Source organism: Acidimicrobiales bacterium (assembly GCA_016794585.1).
Lineage (GTDB): Bacteria > Actinomycetota > Acidimicrobiia > Acidimicrobiales > DATDAH01 > JAEUJM01.
In genome coordinates this window covers 161,029-179,761 of the sequence record JAEUJM010000026.1, presented here as the reverse complement: position 1 = coordinate 179,761, position 18,733 = coordinate 161,029, and the positions used below count along the sequence as shown (strand labels likewise).

Below are 18,733 nucleotides of genomic sequence, written 5' to 3'. Positions count from 1 at the left end.
GGGCATGACGACGACCGAGTCCGACCTGACCTCCGAGGCGGCCACCGACGTCCCCGTCCTCACCGTGAGCGACAAGGCCCTGCGCCGGGTGCTCGACATCCGCGCCCAGGAGGACGAGCCCGACTCGCTCGCCCTGTGGGTCGAGGTGATGGGCGTCAACGGCGGCGAGTACGCCTACGACATCTACTTCCAGTCCCCCGCCGAGGCCGGCGCCGGCGACGAGCGCGCCCGCTTCGGCGAGCTCGACGTCGTGGTGCCCGCCGACAGCATCGACGCGCTGCGGGGCGCCACCCTCGACCTCAACCGGGACCTGCTCAACCCCGGCCTGATGATGAACAACCCCAACGTGCCGCCGGCGCCGGCCCCGCCGGCCGGGATGGAGCTGAGCGGCACGCCCGCCGAGCGCATCCGCCAGGTGCTCGAGGGCCAGATCAACCCCAGCATCGCCAGCCACGGCGGCCGCGCCGACCTCGTGCGCTTCGACGACGCCACCGGCACGGTCGAGCTGCGCCTGAGCGGCGGCTGCCAGGGCTGCGCCCAGTCGACCGCCACCCTGCGCAACGGCATCGAGGGTGCCCTGCGCGCCGCCATCCCCGAGATCACCGAGGTGGTCGACGTGACCGACCACGCCAGCGGCGAGACCCCCTACTACTGAGCCCGAGCCCGGACGCGGCGGTGCCCGCGACCGAAGGCCGCGGGCACCGTGGGTCCTGCGTCGAGCGGGTGAGGAGCTAGAGCTTCTCGATGATCATGGCCATGCCCTGGCCGCCGCCGACGCACATGGTCTCGAGGCCGATGGACTTGCCGGCGTCCTCGAGGCCGTTGATGAGCGTGGCGGTGATGCGGGCGCCGGTCATGCCGAACGGGTGGCCGAGGGCGATGGCGCCGCCGTTGACGTTGAGCTTGTCGAAGTCGATGCCCAGCTCGTCGGCCGACGGGATGACCTGGGCGGCGAAGGCCTCGTTGATCTCCACGAGGTCGATGTCGTCGATGGTCATCTTGGCCCGGCCGAGGGCCTGCTTGACGGCCTCGATGGGGCCGAGGCCCATGATCTCGGGGTTCAGGCCGGACACGCCGGTGGCGATGATGCGGGCCAGCGGGGTGATGCCCAGCTCGGCGGCCTTCGTGTCGCTCATGATGACCAGCGCGGCGGCGCCGTCGTTGAGGGGGCAGGCGTTGCCGGCCGTGACCTGACCGTCGGGGCGGAACACCGGCTTCAGCTCGGCCAGCTTCTCCTTGGTGGTGCCGGCGCGGGGGCCGTCGTCCTTCGAGACCACGGTGCCGTCGGGCAGGGTGATCGGGGTGATCTCCCGCTCGAAGAAGCCTCGCTCCTGGGCGGCCACGGCCCGCTGCTGCGAGTTGGCGGCGAACTCGTCCATGCGCTCGCGCGACACGTTCTTGTACTGCACGACGTTCTCGGCGGTCTGGCCCATGGCGATGTAGACGTCGGGCAGGCCGGCCGGGGGCTCCCACGAGGACGAGCCCTCGCCCGAGCGCTCGGCGGTGCGGGCCATGGCGTCGTTGAAGAGGCCGTTGGTGCTGCCCGGGGCGCCGTCGGACATGCCGATCATGAAGCGGCTGACCGTCTCGACGCCGGCCGAGATGAAGATGTCGCCCTCGCCCGCCTTGATGGCGTGCATGGCCATGCGGGTGGTCTGGAGCGACGACGAGCAGTACCGGTTGACGGTGGTGCCCGGCACGTCGGGCATGCCGGCGAGGATGGCCACGACCCGGCCGACGTTGTAGCCGGCCTCACCGGCGGGCTGGCCGCAGCCCATGATGAGGTCCTCGACCTCGTTGCGGTCGAGCTCGGGGACCTGGGCCAGGGCCGCCTCGACCACCTGAGCGGCGAGGTCGTCGGGGCGCATGTCGACCAGCGACCCCTTGTTGGCACGGCCGATGGGGCTCCGCGTGGCGGCAACGATCACTGCTTCGGGCATTCCGGTCTCCTCAGGCGTCAGCGACAGGCCTTCGACGGTACCTGCGCCGCCCGCTCGCCCACCAATGCCCCCGAGCTGCCGGCCTCGCCGCTTCGCCATTCGGCGGAGGGGCGTCGGCTACGCCGTGGCGGCGGGCACGAAGCACTCGGACGGCCGCTCGCGGCCCCGCAGCGTCACCTCGCCGCAGCTCACCCAGTGGGCCGACTCGTCGCCCGAGGCGAGCGCCAGCGCTGCCGCGCCGGCCATGACCCGGGCGGGCACCCGCTTGGCCTCGTCGGTGAGGCGGGCGGCCTCGTTCACGGGGTCGCCCAGGACGGTGTACTCGTAGCGCTCCTCCGCCCCCACGTTGCCCGCCACCACCCGGCCCGACGAGACGCCGATGCCCACGTCGAGGTGGGCGAACGCCTCCCGCAGCACCGCGACGGCGGCGTGCAGCTCACGGGCGCTGCGCAGGGCCCGGTCGGCATGGTCGACCTGGTCCGCCGGGGCACCGAAGACGCACAGGGCCCCGTCGCCCTCGAACTTGTTCACCCAGCCCCCGTTCCCGGTGACCACCCGCACGGTGGCGTCGAAGAGCGCGTTGAGGGTGGCCACCATCTCGACCGGGGCGAGCTCGACCGCCAGCCGGGTGGACCCGATCAGGTCGACGAAGAGGGCGCTGGCCACCTTGATCTGCGCCGACAGCCCCACCTGCTCCTGGAGGGCGATGCGAGCGACCTCCTCCCCCACGTGACGGCCGAAGAGGTCCTCCAGGTGCTGACGCTCGCGCAACCCCGCCACCATCTCGTTGAACCCCGCCTGGAGGCTGCCGATCTCGCCACCGTCGTTCACGGGGACGGCCACGTCGAGGTCACCCTCGGCCACTTCGCCGAGGGCGTCGTGCAGGTCCTCGAGTGGCTCGGCCACCGAGCCGGCGGTCGCCCACAGGAGCAGCCCGCCGCCGACGAGCACCACGAGGCAGAGGAAGGCCACCGAGACGCGGAAGTTGCCGGACACGTCACGGGGGCCGACGAGCACCAGGAGGATGCCGCAGACGGGAAGCGCCGAGCCCACCAGCCAGCCGAGGAGCAGCCGCATCGTGATGGACAGCCGTCGTGCCCTCGACGGTGCCACGCCGGTGAGCGCCTTCTCCCGCAGCGGCCGCAGGGTCTGCTCGATGGCCAGGTAGCCCAGGGCACAGGTGATGAGGCCGCCCACGAGCAGCGCCAGCACCACGCGGCCGATGGCCAGGCGAGGCGAGCCGAGGCCGGCCATGAGCGCGGCGAAGACCACCGCGGCCAGCACCCAGTGCAGGTACGAACGGGTCACCATGTTCCACGGCAGGCGCAGCACCCGTTCGCGGTCCTCGGGCGTGGCGGGGCGCCCGTCGGTGAGCCACGCCTCCACCGGCCGCAGGAGGTGGCGCAGGTGCAGCACGCCGTCGATCGCACTGATGGTCACGAGGACGGCGATGGTGGCGACGACGAGGGGGAGGTCCTCCTCGAGGTCGGCCGAGGGCGGGTTCACGTGGACCAGGTAGACGTACTCCAACGCCGCCCCCACCAGGGTGGCGAAGGCGAAGCGGAGGTTGGCCCGGGTGGTGAGGCGTCGGGCGCGGCCCTCCACCGGGGTCCGGCGCCGCCGGCGGACGAGTCGGGGCACTACCCGGGGCCGACCAGCTCGCCCACCGCGTCGGCGAACACCTCGCGCGCCCGCAGATCCGCCAGCCGCCCCCGATCGATGGTCATACCCCACCGTACGCCGCGCCCGCGGGCCGCCTCCCGCGTAGCGTCGGGCCCATGTCGGAGACGAGCGAGACGGTCGGCTACGACCTGGACGGGCACGTGGCCACCATCACCTACAACCGGCCCGAACGCCTGAACGCCATCAACGGCGAGATGCGCCAGGGGCTCAACGCCGCCTGGACCCGCTTCCACGAGGACGAGGACGCCTGGGTGGCCATCGTCACCGGCGCCGGCCGGGCGTTCTGCGCCGGCGCCGACCTGAAGGACGGCCAGGGGTCGGTCGGCACCTGGCCCGGGTCGTTCTGGGAGATCCCCACCCACAACTCGTTCGAGAGCGGCTGGGAGATCTGGAAGCCGACCATCGCCGCCATCAACGGACCGTGCATCGGCTACGGCCTGACCGCCGTGGCGGCGTGCGACTTCGTCATCGCCAGCGACCGGGCCACCTTCGCCTACCCCGAGGTGACCATCGGCGTCCCCACCATCGTCGGGGCCATCCGCCTGCCCGGTCGGATCGGCTGGGCCAACGCCATGGAGCTGCTGCTCACGGGCGAGACCGTGGACGCCGAACGCGCCCTCGCCATGGGCCTGGCGTGGCGGGTGGTCCCCCACGACGCCCTGCTGGACGAGGCGCGGGCCTGGGCGGACCGGCTCTGCGCGGCGGCGCCGTTGGCCGCGCGCGCCACGAAGGAGGTGGCGTGGCGTTCCCAGGAGCTGCCCTTCGCCGACGCGGTCCGCTTCGGTGAGACCATGCGCCGGGTCGCGGCCCAGACCGAGGACGCCGCCGAGGGCCGGACGGCGAGAGCCGAGGGACGCCCGCCGGTGTGGCGGGGGCGCTGACCCGGCGGCCCGCTCCCCCACCTCCCCCACCTCGCCGGCCGCGCCCCCGGACCCGTCCCGCCCCGGCGCAGTCGTCCGGCCACCTGCGCCCCGTTCGCCGGGCGGACGGGCGGACGGGCGGACGGACCCCTCAGCGACCGAGGCGCCCCCGAGGGCCGCCCCGCACCTGGCCCTGCCCGGTGAGCGAGGCGCGCTCGGCGGCAGCCCGTCCCGCGTGCCAGCCCTGGCCGTTGGACACCGATGGCCGGGCCGTGCGCGTGTGCGGGAAGGCCTCGTCGCGCGCGGCCTGCACGGCCTCGGTGCGGTCGGCGAGCACCGGCAGCAGGCCGGCGGACTCGCCGCCTTCCGCGGCCGCCTCTTCGACCGCGCCGGCGGTGGCCTCGGCGAGGCGCTCGCCGATGCGCACCGCGAACGAGTGCAGGAACGACGTGCGGAACGACCGGGTGCGCGACCGGCCCAGGACGTCGACCTGCGAACCTGCGGCCAGCGCCGCGGTCGTGGCCTGCACCAGCAGCGAGGTGAAGAGCAGCTCCACGGCCTCGAGGTCGACCGGGTAGCCGAACACCACGACCACGCCCTCCCGCTGCATCCACACCGCCTCGCACCGGTTGGCCCGGGCCACCGCGCTCAAGAGGTGGACCTTCGGCGACACGTACGGGTTCTCGATGGTCACCCGCCGCTGGTCAGGACGCCCGGTGCGGGCCTCGCCGGCGGCCGCGAGCGCGGCGTCGATCGAGTGGCGGGCCATCAGTTCCTGCGCCTTGGCCGTGAGGGCCTCGGCCTCCTCGGGGAACTGGGTCGACTCGGCCTTGGCCAGCAGTGCCCGCACGCGGGCGAGGACCTTCTGCTCCTGCTGCTGGTCACCCGAGCCTCGGGAGTCGGGCGGATCGGTGGGCTGCCCCATGGGACGTCGCTCCTGGGTGAGGGCCGCCTGCGACACGCGGGCGACCGGAGTGGTCGATGCAGGGGAGCCTGCGCACGGTGCCACCTCGGCGGCGCCGGCGCAAGGGCCGGAACGCGCTCGGGCCCCCACCCCGGGTGGGGTGGGGGCCCGAGCAGGGAGTCGGGGGCGGCGCCTAGAAGCGCGCCCCGCAGACCGGCCAGTGGTGCAGGCCCGAGGAGGTCCGGACGCGCTCGGCGACGCGGATCTGCTCGGCCTTGCTCTGCTGGTTCGGGTAGCCCGAGCCGCCGTAGGCACGCCAGGTGCCGAGGCTGAACTGCAGGCCGCCGTAGTAGCCGTTGCCGGTGTTGATGGCCCAGTTGCCGCCGGACTCACAGGCGGCGACACGATCCCAGCCGGCCTCGTTGGGGACCGAGGCGGCCTGGACCGCGGCCAGGTACTGCAGGAGGGCCCGGTTCTGGGCCTCCCAGATGGTCAGGTACTCGGCGATCTGGCTCGCCTTCTGCGTCGACACGGGGGTGCCGCGCGCCGCGAACCAGGTCTGGACCTGCTGGGTGCTACACGATGCAGCCACGGTCATCGTCGCCAGCACGAGCGCGGCGATGGTCAGGATGCGACGTAGGGGGGACACGAGTCGGAGGAACCTCCGGTGGGGGTACAGGGGACAGCCCGTCCGCCTTGGGCAGCCCTCTTGTTATCCCCGAAACGGCCAAATGTTGCGGTTTCGTTACAGACATGTGTCACACGTGACATATGTCGCCACCCCACCCCCGCCGTCCCCAGGGGCTCCGGCGGTGCCCCGACCGGGGGGCCCGTGCGCGTACGCTGGCCGCCATGTCACCCGTCGTCGCCCGTCCCTTCGGCCGCCGCGCCGTGGCCGCCGCCCTCGCCCTCGTCGTCGGCAGTGGTGCGCTGCTCGCCTCGGGGACCGCCGGTGGCGCGGCCCCGGCCCAGACCGAGGGCGCGCCCCCCTTCACACTGGCCCTCAACACGGTCGCCACCCTCGACCAGCCCATCGCCATGGCCACCATCGCCGGCAACGACGACCTCTTCGTGGCCGAGCGGGCCGGGCGCGTGCGGCGCCTCCAGGTGGACGGCGCCACCGTCACCCCCGTGGCGACCCCGCTGCTGAACCTGTCGAGCCTCACCTCCGAGGACGGCGAGGGCGGCCTCCTCGGCCTCGCCTTCAACCCCGCCGGGGACCGCCTCTACGTGTTCCACACCAACCTGCGGGGCAACCTTCGCGTGGCCGAGTACCAGGTGGCCGACGGCGCCACCGACCCGTCGATCGTGCCCGGCACGCGCCGGGTGGTCCTGAGCATCCGCCACCAGCCCTTCTCCAACCACAACGGCGGCGCCCTCGCCTTCGGGCCCGACGGGCGGCTGTACGTGGCCGTCGGCGACGGGGGCGGCGGCGGCGACCCGCAGGGCAACGGCCAGAACCGCGGCGTGCTGCTGGGCAAGGTGCTGCGCATCAACCCGTCGCCGGGCGGCGGCCGGCCGTACCGGATCCCGGCCACCAACCCCTTCGTGAACCAGTCCCCCCGGCGGGGCGAGATCTGGCTCTACGGGGTGCGCAACCCGTGGCGCATCTCGTTCGACCGGGAGAACGGCGACCTCTACGTAGCCGACGTGGGCCAGGACGTCTACGAGGAGATCAACGCGCTGCCCAGCGACGGCGACGGCCGCAACGCCGGCCGGGGCGCCAACCTGGGCTGGAGCCGGATGGAAGGCCCCGATCCCTTCGACGGCACCGAACCCGCCAACCACACCGAGCCGACCTTCGTCTACACCCACGGCAACGGCCCCGGCGAGGGGTGCTCGATCACGGGTGGCTACGTCTACCGGGGGACGGACATCCCCGGCCTCGTGGGCCAGTACGTGCACGGGGACTTCTGCACCGGCGTGATCGGCTCCATCACGGCTACCGACGGGACGCTGACGACGTTCGCCACCGACCTCGGCATCTCCGTCGCCGACTTCTCCCTGTACTCGTTCGGCGAGGGCCCCGACGGTGAGCTCTACGTGCTCACCAGCAACGGCGCCGTGTCACGGATCGAGCCCGCCGGCACCTGATCGCCGGCCGTCGGCGCCTCAGCCCACGTGGGCGGCGAGCACGTCACGGATCGAGACCACACCCGCGACCGCGTCGCCGTCGACCACCGGCAGGTGGCGGATGTTCCCGGCGAGCATCGCCGCGGCGGCCTGCGCGACCGTGTCCTCCACCGAGGCGTTGACCACGTCGACGGCCATCACGTCTCCGGCCCGGACGTCGTCGACGTCCTCGCCGTTGGCGACCGCGCCCACCACGTCACGCTCGGAGAGCACGCCACCGGCCCGGCCGTCCACCACCACGACCACCGCGCCGACCTCCTCGCGCTCCATCACGACGGCGACGTCGCGCAACGTCGCCGCCGGCGACACCGTCACGGTGCCGCGCTGCACCAGCTCGCTCAGGGTCGTCTCGGGCGTGGGCGGGGTCATCGGGATCTCCTCGGGCATCGGGCGTGCGGCCGCTGAGCGTAGGCGACCTGGACCGACCCGCCGACCGCGCCCGCCGGCGCCCGGGCCGGCCGATGACGGCCGGCCGGCGTGCGCCGCTCAGGGTCGGGCGGCGGCGTCCACCTCGACCCGCACTCCGGCCGCCCGCAGCGCAGCGAGCACTTCGTCGCCGTGCTGGCGGTCCCGGGTCTCGACCGTGACCAGCACCTCGACCTCGGCCACCCCCACGACGCTGCCGGCGCGGTGGTGCTCGACGTCGGTCACGTTGAGGCGGAGCTCGGCCAGGAGGGCCGTGAGGTGTGCCAGCGCCCCGGGCCGGTCGGGCACCACCGCGCGCAGACGCAGGTAGCGGCCGGCGACGTTGAGGCCGTGCTCGATCAGCGCGGTCAGCAACAGAGGGTCGACGTTGCCGCCCGAGAGCAGGCAGACCACCGGCCCGCCACCCACGACACGATCACCGAGAAGGGCGGCGAGGCCGACCGCGCCGGCCGGCTCGACCACGCAGCGCGCCCGCTCCATGAGCAGGAGGACCGCGGCGGCGATCTCCTCCTCGCTGACCATGACCACGTCGTCCACCAGCGCCTCGACGTGGGCGAGGGTGAGCTCCGACGGGCTCTTCAGGGCGATGCCGTCGGCCATCGTCGCCGGGGAGGCCACCGCCGTGGGGCGACCCGCGGCCAGGGACGCCACCATCGAGGCCGCCCCTGCGGCCTCGACCCCGATGATCGTCCAATCCCCGCCGACGCCCCGCAGCGCCGCCGCCACCCCGCTGACCAGCCCGCCCCCGCCGACGGGCACCAGCACCGTGGCCCCGGGGGGCACCTGCTCGGCCAACTCCAGGCCGACGGTCCCCTGCCCGGCGATCACCAGGGGATGGTCGAACGGGCTGACGAAGACTGCGCCCGACTCCTCGGCGAAGACCTTCGCCGCGGCGATGGCATCGTCCACCGAGTCGCCCACCTGTCGCACCTCGGCGCCGTACTCCCGGGTCGCCCGCACCTTCGGCAGCGACCCCGTCGTGGGCATGAACACCGTCACGGACCGCCCCGCCATCGCCGCCGCCAATGCCACGCCCTGCGCGTGATTGCCGGCGGATGCCGCGACCAGCGGGCGCCGGTCCCCCGGATCGGCCCGCAGGAAGCTGAGTGCTCCCCGGGGCTTGAACGACCCCGTGCGTTGCAGGTTCTCGGCCTTGAGCCACACCTGCCGCCCGGCGAGCGTGGAGAGGGAGGCCGGCTGCCACACGGGAGTCACCCGTAGGTCGCCGTCGATTCGCACGCGAGCGGCGCGGATGTCGGCGACCCCGACCAGCGCCTCGCCGGACACGGTCAGTCCTGCGTGCCCGTCGCGTGGTGTGCCACGCGACCATGATCACACGTCGCCGCCACGTCCCCGCAGGTAGCGCCGCCAGCTGCCGTTGGCGGTGATGTCGGTGGCGTCGGCGAGGCCGTGGGTCTCGCAGATGAAGCCCTTGACCCAGCGGCCGCCGTCGAGCTCGACCGATCCGATGCCGAGGGGCGGCGCCACCAGGGCCACGACTTCCCCGAAGGCGGCGGCGTCGAGCGACCAGACCTCGACCTCGATGGCGCGACCACTGAGGCCCACGCGTTCGAGGGCGGGACGCTCGGGCGGGCCGCCCCGCAGGTGGTAGAGCCGGTAGCACGGGGCGGTGGCGGCCGTGGCCACCAGGACGCCGCCGCGGTCGACCAGCTGGTGGTTGAGGGGCTGACCCCGCAGATGGGCGCCGACGACCGCGAGGTGCACCCGCCCACCCGCGCCGAGGGGCCCGGGCTCGAGCGCCTCGCCGCGCAGCGCACCGGCGATCGCCGCCACCGCCCCGGCCCCCGCCGCCGGCGCGAGCACGGTGACCCCGCCGGGCCCGTCGGCCGCGGGCACGGTGATGGCACAGAGACCCAGGAGGTTGGCGAAGGTGGTGTTGCGCCCGAGCCGGGCGTTGACACCGATCGGATCGGCGGCGACCTCGGCGAGGGAGGGGACGGCCGGCACCGTGGGCACGACGAGCACGTCGACGTCGTCCCACCACGCCGCGAGCGAGCGACGGAGGGCGGCGAGACGTTCCACGGCGCCGAACACCTCGGTGCCCGTGTACGCCTCCCCACCGGCGACCACCGTGCGCACCACGTCCACGAGGCCCTCGGGCACGGCGGCCAGAGTCGAGCGCAGCGCCGCCGTCCGGTCGGCCAGCCATGGCCCGCCGTAGAGGAGGTCGCCCGCCTCGTGGAACGGGGCGAGATCGACGGTGAGCACCTCGTGGCCCGCCGCTGCGAGCGCCACTCTCTCCATCGACACGCCGTCCGCCACCGCCGCCCGGAAGGGTCCCTGGGCCACCGGCCACGGTGTGGCGGCCATCGCCGACTCCACGAGCAGGCCGTCGGCCACGGAGCGGGCGAAGGTGGAGACGCAGTCGATGGTCGGGCTGGCCGGGACGACCCCGTCGGTCGGCACCGCACCGGGGGCGCCCTTCACCCCCACGATCCCGCAGAGCGCGGCGGGCACCCGCCCCGAGCCAGCGGTGTCGGTCCCGAGGGCGAAGGCCACCTGGCGGGTGGCGACGGCCACGGCCGAGCCCGACGACGAACCGCCGGGCGCGAGGGTGGGGTCGAAGGGGTTGCGGGGGGTCCCGTAGGGGGATCGGGTGCCGACGAGGCCCGTGGCCAACTGGTCCAGGTTGGTCTTGCCCACGTACAGCGCCCCGGCGGCGAGGAGGCGCTCCACCGCAATGGCGGTCGCCTCCGCGGGGTAGGCCGCCCCGGGGAGCCCCGCCGTGGTGACCCGGCCCGCCACGTCGATGTTGTCCTTGACCGCGAAGGGCACCCCCCAGAGGGGGCCCCGGGCCTCCGGCGGCGTGGCCGTCAGCTCCTTCGCTGCGAGCAGCAGCGCGTCGGCCGGCTCCACGTCGATCCAAACCGCCGGATCATCAGAGGCGTCGAGGCGGGCGAGGACCTCCTCGACCACCGTCACCGGGTCGAGCCCCAGTCCGTAGGCCGCGGCGAGACCCGCGACCCCGGCGTCGAGCGCGGCCGCGGCGGCGTGCTCAGCCAACGGGCGCGGTGGCGTCGAGCGCGGCCAGCAGGGCGCTCGATCGGGCCACGGCCCCGAACACCCCGCCCTGCATGGTCACCATGTGCAGCGCCGCTTCGTAGTTGCCGACGTCGGTGGCCCCGGTGCAGTCCTCGAGCAGCAGGCACTCGTAGCCGCGGTCGTTGGCCTCGCGCATCGTCGTGTGCACGCAGACGTCGGTGGTGATCCCCGTGAGGATGATGTGGGTGATGCCCTTGGTGCGCAGCACGAGGTCGAGCTCGGTGGCGTAGAAGGCCCCCTTGCCCGGCTTGTCGATGACCACCTCGCCCTCGACCGGGTACACCTCGGGGACGATGTCCCAGCCTGGCTCACCGCGCACCAGGATGCGTCCGCAGGGGCCGGCATCGCCGATGCCCGCGCCGATGCGCTGCGAGCGCCAGAGCTTGTTGGGCGGGCAATCGGTGAGGTCCGGGAGATGGCCCTCACGCGTGTGGATCACGAGCATGCCCACGGCCCGGCACGCGGCCAGCACCTCCATCGTCGGGGCCAGGCCGGCCCGCGTCAGGTTCAGGTCGTAGCCCATCGCGTCCACGTAGCCGCCCGGACCGCAGAAGTCCGTCTGCCAGTCGATGTTGACGAGGGCCGTGGTGGACGGGTCGATGGCCCCGTCGTACGGCCAGGCGTACGGGCGGGCGTCGATGGGTCCGAAGGTGGGCATGGGTCGCTCCTTGGCGGGTCGGGACGGTCAGCGGGGAGGGTCGAGGGCGGCGAGGACGGCGGCGGCGGAGCCGACGGCGCCGAAGATGCCGCCGGACATGGTCACGGTGTGTGCGGCGGGCGCGGCCAGCTCGGGCACGAGTGGAGCGGAGGCGTCGGTGACGAGCAGGCACTCGTACCCCCGGTCGTTGGCCGACCGCAGGGTCGAGTGCACGGGGCCCTCGAGGCCGAACCCGGCGACGAGCAGATGGGTGCGCCCGGCCCGGCGGAGCAGGGCGTCGAGCGGGCTGCCGTGGAACGCGTCGACTCCGGCCGCCACGACGGCGATGGCCTCGACGGGCAGGGCCGGCCCGCTCGACGGGTCGGACGCAGGCCCGTGGGCGACCGAGAGGACGAGGCCGCCGTAGGCCTCGACCGCGAGCGCCAGCTCGAGGCAGGCGGCCCGCGCCGCGGCGGGGTCGTGGGCCCGGGTCGACCAGCTGTCGTCCCAGCCGGCGAGGACGAGGGCGAGGTGCCCGGGCGCCAGCGCACCGTCGTAGGGCCAGGGATACGGCTCGGTGCCGGCCACGAACGTGGCGCCGGCGTCGGGGCCGCCCACGGGGGGCGGGGTGGTGGTCATGGGGTTGGCGGCCATGGGGTGGGTCGTCACGATCGGGCTCCGGCGGGAAGGGCCAGCCACGTGCGCACGAGCTGTGCGAAAGCGTGGGGGGCGTCGAGTTGGACCGCGTTGCCGGCGCCGGCGACGACGGCCACCTCGGCCCCGGCGAGTCGGGCCAGCGCGGCCGCGGCGGCGTGGCGCTCGGGGCCGCTGGCGGCGCCGACGGTGCAGAGGATGGGAAGGCCGGCCAGGCCCCGAAGGTCGTCCTGGCTCGGGTCGAAGGCGGCGAACTGGGGGATCTCCGCCCGCCAGCGGGCGGCGCCGGCGGTCGCGTCCGCCCGCACGGCCGGATCGAGGGCGGCCCACGCGGGCTCCCCCATCACCGACCGCACCACGGCGAGTGCGGCGTCGTCGCCGGCGGCGGCCTGCGCCGCCGCCTCGGCGAAGCGACGGTGCAGGGTCGGGGCCTGGTGACCGAGCAGGGGCTCGTGCACCACCAGGCCGGTGGCCACGCCGGGATGGCGGATGGCCAGGTCGAGGGCGAGGGTTGCCCCACCGCTCACGCCGACCACCGCCACTCCGACCGCCCGCTCCTGGCTGAGGAGGGCGACCACCTGCTCCACCTGCTCGGCGAGGTCGCCGGCCTCGCCGTGCCCCCGGCCGCCGACCGGACGCTCCACCACCAGCACGTGGTGGTCGTGCGCCAGGTCGTCGGCGACCGTGGCGAACGTGGCGGGGCCGGCCCCGACGCCGTGCAGCAGCACGACGCCGGGGCCCTCGCCACGATCGAGGTGGATGGTGGCCGGCACGGGACGTGCTAGCCGATCGTCCCGGTGACGCCCTCGACGAAGAAGTCCATCTGCTCGACCTCGTCGTAGGTGGGCTGCTCGCCCTCGTCGTAGACGACCTCGCCGTCCTGGTTCTTCACCACGCCCTCGAAGGGCGAGCCGCCGTCGATGAAGCGCTGCTTGGCCTCTTCGATGAGGGCGATGGTCTCCTCGGAGACCATCGTGCCGAAGGGCGACTGGACGAACGGGTTGTCACCGGTCTGCAGGCCGACCCGGAAGTCGCCGTTGTAGTCCGACTCGGCGAACTCGCCGGCCTGGATGGTCTCGACGATGTCGCTGTAGAGCGGGCCCCAGTCCCACTCGGAGCCGGTCACCCAGCCCTCGGGGGCGAGCTCGGAGGCGTCGTAGTGGTAGCCGACGGTCATGGCGCCGGCGGCCTCGGTGGCCTCGATGATGGTCTTGGTGCAGTCCTGGTGCTGGCTGATCACGTCGACGTCCTGGTCGAGCAGCGAGGCGACGGCCTCGGCCTGCACGGCGGGGTCGCACCAGCTCCCGGTGGAGATGGTGATGACCTCGGCGTCGGGGTTGACCGACTGGGCGCCCAGGGTGAAGGCGTTGATGTTGGCCAGCGTCTGGGGGATGGGGAAGGCGTAGATGTAGCCGAGCGTGTCGGTCTCGGTGCTTTCACCGGCCGCGATGCCCGCCAGGTACACCGGCTCGTACACGGTGCCGAAGTACGTGCCCACGTTGTCGAGCTGGTTGTCGCCCTCGAGGCCACCCTGGTGCACGAAGGTCACGTCGGGGTTGCGCTCGGCCACGTTCTGGGCGAACTCGAGGTGCCCGTAGCTGGTGGCGAAGATGATCTCGGCGCCCTGGTCGATCATGTCCTGCATGACCTGCTCGGACTCGGCGGTCTCTGGGACGTTCTCGGCCTGGAGCAGCTCGACGCCGTCGACCGTCTCGGCCATGGCCTCGCTGCCCTCGTAGGCGGCCTGGTTGTAGCCGAAGTCGTCCTTGGGGCCGACGTAGATGAACCCGACCGTGGTGGCGTCGTCGTCACCGCCGGTCGTGTCGGAGGAGGACGAGTCGCTGCTCGACGAGCAGGCGCCGGCGAGCAGCGCCAGGCCGCACACGACGGCGGCGACACGTAGGGATCTGGGCATGGAGGCTCCTTGATGGGGGTGTTGGTGGTTGGTTTGGGGGGTCGGGGCGGGCTCGACGGCGCCGGGGCGTCTAGTGGTCGAAGACCCGTTCGAGGGTGGCCGGGCCGCCGTGGATGCGGCGGCGGCTGAGCAGGGCGAGGACGACGAGGACCAGCAGGTAGGGCAGGGCCTCGAGCAGGTAGCGGGAGATCTCCCAACCCCGGGCCTGGAGCTGGAGCTGGAAGGCGATGGCGCCGGCGAAGAGATAGGCGCCGAGGGCCAGGTTGAGCGGCTTCCAGCCGGCGAAGATGACGAGGGCCACGGCCACGAAGCCCCGGCCGACGGTCATGCCCTCGGACCAGTTGAGGGTGGCGGCGGTGGACAGCTGCGCCCCGCCGAGCCCGGACATCGCCCCGCCCACGAGGACGGTGATCCACCGCACCTTGCGGGCCGAGGTGCCGTAGATCTCGAGGACCTCCGGGGCCTCGCCCGCGGCCCGCAGCACGAGGCCGGCCCGGGTGCGCCACAGCACCCAGGAGGTGAGGGGCACGGCCGCGAACGCCAGGTAGGTCAGCGGGTCGTGCTGGAAGAGGACGGGCCCGAGGAAGGGCAGCTCGGAGAGGCCGGGGATGTCCCAGGTCTCGAGGGGCACGACGCCCTGGCCGACGTAGTTCTGGCCGAACAGGGCGGTGACGCCGAGGCCGAGGAAGGTGACCACGAGGCCCGAGGCGATCTGGTTGGCGCCCCGCTCGAGCACGAGCAGGGCGTGGACCGACGACAGGGCCGAGCCCGCCAGCATCCCTGCCACCACCCCGAGCCAGGGGTTCCCGGTGGTGATGCCGATGGCGTAGGCGGTGAGGGCGCCGCAGAGCATCGAACCCTCGGTCCCGAGGTTGATGACGCCGGAGCGCTCGGTGCACACCTCTCCGAGGCCGGCGTAGACCATGCAGGTGCCGCCGGCGACGGCGCCGACGAGGATGGACTCGAGCATCAGGCAGCGCTCCGGGTGCGACGGGGCCCCCAACCGAGGACCGTGATCAGGACGAGCGCCATGAGGATGTTCACGGCGCCACCGGACAGGCCGGCGGTGATGCGCAGCCCCGAGCCGCCCACGGCGATGGCGCCGAGGAGGAGGGCGGCGAGGCACGCCTTGAGGGGGTCGTGACGGCCGAGCCACGAGGCGAGGAAGCCGATGAAGCCGATGCCCACCAGCAGGTCGGGACGGAGCCGGCCCTCGGTGCCGGCCACCTCGATCATCCCGCCGAGCCCGGCGAGGGCGCCGCCGAGGCCAATGGCGGCGATGGACAGGCCGCCGACGGCCAGTCCGGCCCGGCGGGCGGCGGCCGAGTTGCCCCCGACCACCCGCAGCTTGAAGCCCCAGGTGGTCGAGCGCAGCACCCACCACAGGACCACCGCGGCGACCAGGGCCACGAAGATGCCGGCGTGCACACGGGCACCCCAGATGACGGGGAACCGCTCGCCGTCGACGAGCTCACGGCTGTACGCCTGGCCGAGGCTGGTCGGGTCCTTCCAGGGCTCGAAGCAGAGCCAGGTCACCACGAGGGCGGCGATGTAGTTGAGCAGGAGGCTGCTGATGGCCTCGTTGGTGCGGGTGACCACCTTCAGCAGGGCGGGCAGGGCCGCCCAGAGGAAGCCCATGGCGGCGCCGCCCAGGCCCATCAGGACGAGGGTGGGAACGCTCGGCGCACCGGCGTCGAGGCGGTTGGCCACCAGGAACGCCCCGATGGCGCCCATGAGCAGCTGGCCCTCGCCTCCGAGGTTGAACAGGCCGGCGCGGGCGGGCACCGCGGCGGCCAGCGCAGCCATGAGCAGCGGCGTCGAGCGGATCAGGGTCTCGCCGATGGCATCCGGGTTGCCCAGCGCCGTGTCCCACATCGACCGGAGCACCGCGAGGGGGTCGGCTCCCTTGGCCAGCAGGAAGGCCGAGTAGATGACGATGGTCGAGCCGATGACCAGCACCCAGCGCACGGCGGCGCGGAGCAGGTGGTGCTCGCTCCAGTGGGCGGCCTCGGCGTCGGCCTCGGCGGCCTCGCCGTCGGGCTCCCAGTGCGCCCCGGGCTCCTCGCTCGCCGGCTCGGCCGTCTCGACCGTCAGACCGGACGAGGTCGTGGCACCGGGCTCGCCCGCCGGGTCGGGGACGAGATCAGCCTGCGTGGTGGTCATGCGGCGGCCCCTTGGAGCATGAGGCGACCGATCGCCTGGCGGTCGGTCGTGGACGGATCGACGATCCCCGCGACCTCGCCGTCGTGGAGCACGACGATGCGGTCGGCCAGCGCGAGGAGCTCGTCGATGTCCTCGGACACCATGAGCACGCCGGCACCGGCCGCCCGCCGGTCGAGGAGGAGCTGCTGGGTGGCCCGCACCGAGGCGACGTCGAGGCCCCGGCTCGGGTAGGCGACGACCACCAGCGTCGGGTCGTCGACGAGGAACGTCCGGGTGAGGACGACCCGTTGGATGTTGCCGCCCGAGAGGGTGGCCACCTCGCGCTCGAGAGGCGCCATGTTGAGGCGCTCGGCGATGTCGCTGGACTCGACCGCGGCGCGGACCGCCTTCCAGTCGATGCGGGGGCCCCGCTTGGGGAAGGGGCGTCCGTTCAGGGGCAGGTGCCCGAGCACGGCCAGGCCCCCGACGACGGCGTCGTTCACCGGGTCCTCGGGAACGGACACCACGCCCGCACCGAGGGTCTTGCCCGGCTTGCCCAACTTGCTCATCTCGCGGCCGCCGACGTGGATCTCGCCCTTGTGGAGGGGCAGCATCCCGAGGATGGCGTCGAGGAGCTCGCGCTGGCCGTTCCCGGACACGCCGGCGATGCCCACCAGCTCGCCCGGCTGCACGAGGAAGGTGACGTCGTGGATCTTCGAGCGACCGTCGACGGACGTGGCGCTCACGCCACTGACCGCAAGGGCGGGCTCGCCGTGGCGGACAGGCTCGCGTTCGGCGGGCAGGGGCGGCGGGACGCTGCCCACCATGGTCTCGACCAGCTGTGCGTCGGTGTGGTCGTCGGGGTGGGCGTCGGAGAGCGCCATCACGCCGTGGCGCAGCACGGTCAGGCGGTCGGCCACGGCCCGGGTCTCGGCCAGCTTGTGGGTGATGAGGGCGATGCCCAACCCGTCCGACCGCAGCCGCCGGATCACGTCGAGCAGCGCCTCCACCTCCTGGGGAGCCAGGGCGCTCGTGGGCTCGTCGAGGATCACGACCTTGGCGTCCATCAAGAGCACCCGCAGGATCTCGACGAGCTGACGCTCGGCGATGGACAGGTCCCGCACGACGGCACCGGGCTCGACCTTGAGCCCGTACTTCTCGGCGCCCTCGGCCACCCGGGCCCGGGCCTCGGACCGCTTGTACCGGCCGGTGCCGCAGGCCAGCTCGACGTTCTCCGCCACCGTCAGTGCGGGGACGAGACGCAGGTCCTGGAAGACCATGCCGATGCCGGCGGACCGGGCCGAGGCCGGCGAGCCCAGCTCGATGGGCTCGCCGTGGATCAGGATCTCGCCCTCCTGCGGGTGGTTCACCCCGTAGAGGACCTTCATGAGGGTGCTCTTGCCGGCCCCGTTCTCGCCGAGGAGGGCATGCACCTCGCCGGTGCGGATGGTGAAGTCGACGTGATCGTTGGCCACGAACGAGCCGAAGCGCTGGGTGATGCCCCGGGCCTCGAGGAGTGGCGCGTCGACGAGGGGGGCCTCGGCGGCGGCGAGATCGGCGGCGGCGAGATCGACGGCGGCGGGATCGACGGGTGCGGGGTCCGACATCAGCGGTGCCTCCGGTTGAACATGCGGGCGATGGCCAGGGCGGCGCGCTCCTCGACCACGGACAGCGACTCGTCGAAGTGGGCGACGAGCAGGTCGTCCGCGGTCCCGAAGTCATCGGCCAGGACGACGTCGAGGATGCCGACGTGCTGGGTGATGGTCCGTTCGATGCGCTCGGCGGTGAGGAAGTCCTGCATGCGCACGATGCGGATGCGCTCGTTGACCCGGTGGAGCTCGTCGACGAGGGCGACGTTGCCGGCGGCGGCGGCGAGGCGCTCGTGGAAGTCCTCGTCGAGGAGGACGAAGTCACTGTCGACCTCGTCGTCGGAGGCGGGCGCCTCGAGGTCGGCCCAGTCGGCCCGCAGGGTCCGGATCTGCTCCTCGTCCTGGGCCGTCTCGCCCGACGGGAGGCGCCGGCCCAGCGCGCACCGCTCGAGGGCGAAGCGGATCTCGTAGAGCTCGCGGATCAGGTGCAGGTCGACCAGGGTCGGCCCGAACCCCCCGTCGGGGAGTCGCTCGAGCAGGCCCTCGGTGTGGAGGCGGGAGAAGGCCTCGCGCACCGGGGTGCGGGACATGTCGAGCTCCGCCGCGACCCGCTCCTCGCCCAACCGGGCCCCCGGCGGGTAGGCACCGGTGAGCAGGCCCTGCTTGAGGAACTGGTACGCCACGTCGCGCCGCGGGAGCGTTGTATACGAGCTTGTGTCCACGCCGGTATCCACGAGGCCGAACGTAAGAGGGCGGCATCACCGGCCCGTATCGCCCGTGTCAGCAG

At 73.5% G+C, this 18,733-nt stretch carries 18 protein-coding genes; 3 read left to right on the top strand and 15 right to left on the bottom strand.

Translation table 11 applies throughout. The annotated features are described in order from the left end of the window. Positions 1-4 precede the first annotated feature (4 nt). Positions 5-655, top strand: coding sequence for a NifU family protein (locus tag JNK12_13450; protein MBL8776941.1), 651 nt, complete (start codon positions 5-7; stop codon positions 653-655). Positions 656-731: 76 nt separating this feature from the next. Here the strand turns inward: JNK12_13450 and JNK12_13445 are convergent, their stop codons facing one another. Both JNK12_13445 and JNK12_13440 read right to left on the bottom strand, forming a co-directional pair. Beyond that, complete coding sequence (locus tag JNK12_13445) at positions 732-1,940, bottom strand: acetyl-CoA C-acetyltransferase (protein MBL8776940.1); 1,209 nt, start codon at positions 1,938-1,940, stop codon at positions 732-734. A gap of 117 nt (positions 1,941-2,057) precedes the next feature. After that, entirely contained in the window at positions 2,058-3,581 is a 1,524-nt protein-coding gene (locus JNK12_13440) for an adenylate/guanylate cyclase domain-containing protein (protein ID MBL8776939.1), read from the bottom strand. A gap of 137 nt (positions 3,582-3,718) precedes the next feature. Here JNK12_13440 and JNK12_13435 point away from each other — a divergent pair, with 137 nt between their 5' ends. Next, a complete protein-coding gene (locus tag JNK12_13435) occupies positions 3,719-4,504 on the top strand; it encodes an enoyl-CoA hydratase/isomerase family protein (protein ID MBL8776938.1) in 786 nt (261 codons plus the stop codon). Positions 4,505-4,634: 130 nt separating this feature from the next. Here JNK12_13435 and JNK12_13430 read toward each other — a convergent pair whose 3' ends face one another. Both JNK12_13430 and JNK12_13425 read right to left on the bottom strand, forming a co-directional pair. Continuing rightward, positions 4,635-5,408, bottom strand: a complete 774-nt coding sequence (locus JNK12_13430; protein ID MBL8776937.1) for a DUF2786 domain-containing protein — start codon at positions 5,406-5,408, stop codon at positions 4,635-4,637. 172 nt (positions 5,409-5,580) lie between these two features. Then, the gene (locus JNK12_13425) at positions 5,581-5,985 is read right to left on the bottom strand and encodes a transglycosylase family protein (protein ID MBL8776936.1); all 405 of its coding nucleotides are present in this window, start codon (positions 5,983-5,985) and stop codon (positions 5,581-5,583) included. A gap of 254 nt (positions 5,986-6,239) precedes the next feature. Here JNK12_13425 and JNK12_13420 point away from each other — a divergent pair, with 254 nt between their 5' ends. Further along, positions 6,240-7,481, top strand: coding sequence for a PQQ-dependent sugar dehydrogenase (locus JNK12_13420; protein ID MBL8776935.1), 1,242 nt, complete (start codon positions 6,240-6,242; stop codon positions 7,479-7,481). 18 nt (positions 7,482-7,499) lie between these two features. Here the strand turns inward: JNK12_13420 and JNK12_13415 are convergent, their stop codons facing one another. From JNK12_13415 to JNK12_13365, 11 genes are all read right to left on the bottom strand, one after another. Next, positions 7,500-7,889 (bottom strand): CBS domain-containing protein, encoded by a 390-nt coding sequence (locus tag JNK12_13415; GenBank protein ID MBL8776934.1) that lies wholly within the window; start codon positions 7,887-7,889, stop codon positions 7,500-7,502. Between the two features lie 117 nt (positions 7,890-8,006). Further along, positions 8,007-9,233 (bottom strand): threonine ammonia-lyase, encoded by a 1,227-nt coding sequence (locus JNK12_13410; GenBank protein MBL8776933.1) that lies wholly within the window; start codon positions 9,231-9,233, stop codon positions 8,007-8,009. Positions 9,234-9,278: 45 nt separating this feature from the next. Further along, on the bottom strand, positions 9,279-10,970 hold the full coding sequence (locus JNK12_13405) for a hypothetical protein (protein ID MBL8776932.1): 1,692 nt from the start codon (positions 10,968-10,970) through the stop codon (positions 9,279-9,281). Then, positions 10,963-11,667, bottom strand: coding sequence for a cysteine hydrolase (locus tag JNK12_13400; protein MBL8776931.1), 705 nt, complete (start codon positions 11,665-11,667; stop codon positions 10,963-10,965). Before JNK12_13400 ends, JNK12_13405 begins: the two co-directional genes overlap by 8 nt. Positions 11,668-11,694: 27 nt before the next feature. Beyond that, positions 11,695-12,300: an isochorismatase family protein gene (locus JNK12_13395; GenBank protein MBL8776930.1), complete on the bottom strand. Its 606-nt coding sequence runs from the start codon at positions 12,298-12,300 to the stop codon at positions 11,695-11,697. Between the two features lie 11 nt (positions 12,301-12,311). Then, the gene (locus JNK12_13390) at positions 12,312-13,073 is read right to left on the bottom strand and encodes an alpha/beta hydrolase (protein MBL8776929.1); all 762 of its coding nucleotides are present in this window, start codon (positions 13,071-13,073) and stop codon (positions 12,312-12,314) included. 8 nt (positions 13,074-13,081) lie between these two features. Then, positions 13,082-14,215, bottom strand: coding sequence for a BMP family ABC transporter substrate-binding protein (locus tag JNK12_13385; GenBank protein MBL8776928.1), 1,134 nt, complete (start codon positions 14,213-14,215; stop codon positions 13,082-13,084). Between the two features lie 70 nt (positions 14,216-14,285). Continuing rightward, a complete protein-coding gene (locus JNK12_13380) occupies positions 14,286-15,185 on the bottom strand; it encodes an ABC transporter permease (GenBank protein ID MBL8776927.1) in 900 nt (299 codons plus the stop codon). After that, positions 15,185-16,378, bottom strand: a complete 1,194-nt coding sequence (locus tag JNK12_13375; GenBank protein ID MBL8776926.1) for an ABC transporter permease — start codon at positions 16,376-16,378, stop codon at positions 15,185-15,187. Before JNK12_13375 ends, JNK12_13380 begins: the two co-directional genes overlap by 1 nt. Next, positions 16,375-17,964 (bottom strand): ATP-binding cassette domain-containing protein, encoded by a 1,590-nt coding sequence (locus tag JNK12_13370; GenBank protein ID MBL8776925.1) that lies wholly within the window; start codon positions 17,962-17,964, stop codon positions 16,375-16,377. The genes JNK12_13375 and JNK12_13370 overlap by 4 nt, the downstream gene beginning before the upstream one ends. Continuing rightward, positions 17,964-18,668, bottom strand: coding sequence for a GntR family transcriptional regulator (locus JNK12_13365; GenBank protein MBL8776924.1), 705 nt, complete (start codon positions 18,666-18,668; stop codon positions 17,964-17,966). The genes JNK12_13370 and JNK12_13365 overlap by 1 nt, the downstream gene beginning before the upstream one ends. Positions 18,669-18,733 lie beyond the last annotated feature (65 nt).